Here is a 1,831-nt window from a genome sequence, read left to right as displayed (position 1 = left end):
TGTTGCCCAGGGGGAAGGAGGTGCGGTGTGAAGGCGTTCAAGCTGAGGTTCGTCACCGTGTTGGTGGGGGCCGGTCTGCTCTGGTCGCCGTGGACCGCGCAGGCCCTCGCGGCGCCGGGCGCGGGCCACGCGTACTGCGGGGTGGACCGCGCGTCCGGGCTCGGGGTGACGGCGGCCCGCGGCGTGCCCTGCGGGGTGGCGCTCCAGGTCGCGGCCGCCTACACGAAGGGCTGGCGCACCGAGGTGCGCGCGGCCGGGGCGCGGTGGCGGTGCGGGGAGCGGCAGGGCGACCCCGACCCGTACCAGGCCTGCGCCGACGTACACAGCGGCGGCCGGGTGGTCACGCTGGTCTCCTGACTCCCCCGGAGGTTCCCATGCCGTCCACGCGGCTCCCCGCGCTCGCGGCCGGTGCCGTGACGCTGCTCGCGTTCTGCGCCGCCGCCCCGGCGGCCCGGGCGGACACCGGCTGTGACCGGGCCTTGGCCGCCGCCGAGCGGGCGGAGCGCTCCTACGACGCCATGAAGGCGGATCTGCTGCGCGGCGTCGCCGACGGCGGCCACCCGGACATCTCCCAGGAGCAGGCGCTGCGCCGGGCCGAGGCCGAGCGGGACGCGACCGCCTCCGCGGCCCAGCGCGCCTGCCGCCCCTGACATCGGCCGATCAGGGGGTTCGAAGGGGTGCCCCGGAGTGGCGCCGCCGGACCGCGGGCACGCACCGGCATGGTCATGTGTTCATGCGACCGTGCACGCCCCTGCACCCGTCCCTGTGCTCGTCCCCGTGCCGGCGGCGGCCGTCGGCACGGGCCCCTCGCCGTCCTGCGCGGCGCCGGGGGAGCGGGACTTCCCGCTGGCCACCCGGATTCGCGGCGGCCCCGACTCGTACCGGCCGGGCGGCGGTCGCCGCACCTGGTACATCGACCTCACCAACACCACCACCCGCTCCTGCGCCGCGGTCCACCCCGTCGTCGTCCTCGTCGACGACCGGCACGCGCTGCGGGCGGAGCAGGCGCGGCTGGACTTCCACGACGGTTCCCGCGTCCGGCCGGTGGCTTTCGAAAGCAGTGACGAGAAGGAGTTGATCGGCGTGCTGGACGCACCCGGATTCGGCGGCTTCACCGTGCCGCCCGGCAAGACCGTCAGTGTCCGGGTCCGGCTGGCCCTCACCCGTGACGCCGCCGTCCCCGACCAGGTCACCGCCAACGCCGCCGCCGTGCAGCGCCGGGGCCGGGACGGGGACTGGGTCGGCGAGTCCAACGTCTACCGGTTCGGCGTCGGCGTGCCGGGCGACGGCGCGGGGGAGACGTCCGCGGCCCCGGACACGGACCGCACCCCGGTCGCCCAGCGGCTGCCGGAGGAGGCCGCGAGCGCCGGCACGGGAACGAGTGAGAACACGGGTACGGGCGCGAACACGGGAACAAGCGCGGACACGGGTACGGAGGCGAGCGCGGGCACGGAGGCGAGCGCGGGCACCGGTACCGACTCCGGCCGGTCCCGGGACGGCGACGGCGCGGCCCCCGCCAACCCCTCCCTCCCCTTCGCCCAGGACGCCCAGGAGGCCGGGGAGCGCGCCCGCGAGCTGGCCCGGACCGGGCCCGGCCTCACCCACGGGCTGCTCGCCGCGGCCGGCGCCCTGCTCTGCGTGGCCGGGGCCGCGTTCCTCGTGGCCCGCGGCCGCCGCTGACCGCCTGCCCCCCCCCCCCAGCCTGGGCTCCCCGCAGGCCCCCGCCCCCGCCGCGCAGCCGCACTCGCCCCCCCCCCCCCCCGCCCGGCCCGCCGCCGACACGCCGCCGCCCCCTCCCCCCGGCCGCGCCGCGCCCCCACCCGCCCACGCC

Annotated in this window: 3 protein-coding genes; all 3 read left to right on the top strand. The window is 78.6% G+C overall.

Translation table 11 applies throughout. The features are described from left to right. Nucleotides 1-27: 27 nt before the first annotated feature. On the top strand, nucleotides 28-357 hold the full coding sequence (locus tag FRZ03_RS20870) for a hypothetical protein (protein ID WP_261399278.1): 330 nt from the start codon (nucleotides 28-30) through the stop codon (nucleotides 355-357). Between the two features lie 17 nt (nucleotides 358-374). Beyond that, nucleotides 375-650 (top strand): hypothetical protein, encoded by a 276-nt coding sequence (locus FRZ03_RS20865; protein WP_146466677.1) that lies wholly within the window; start codon nucleotides 375-377, stop codon nucleotides 648-650. A 115-nt stretch (nucleotides 651-765) separates the two neighbouring features. Next, nucleotides 766-1,680, top strand: a complete 915-nt coding sequence (locus tag FRZ03_RS20860; protein ID WP_222443399.1) for a hypothetical protein — start codon at nucleotides 766-768, stop codon at nucleotides 1,678-1,680. Nucleotides 1,681-1,831 lie beyond the last annotated feature (151 nt).

Source organism: Streptomyces misionensis (assembly GCF_007896895.1).
Classification (GTDB): Bacteria; Actinomycetota; Actinomycetes; order Streptomycetales; family Streptomycetaceae; genus Streptomyces; species Streptomyces misionensis_A.
Note: the sequence above shows the minus strand (reverse complement) of the source record. Positions and strands in the feature narration are given on the sequence as shown.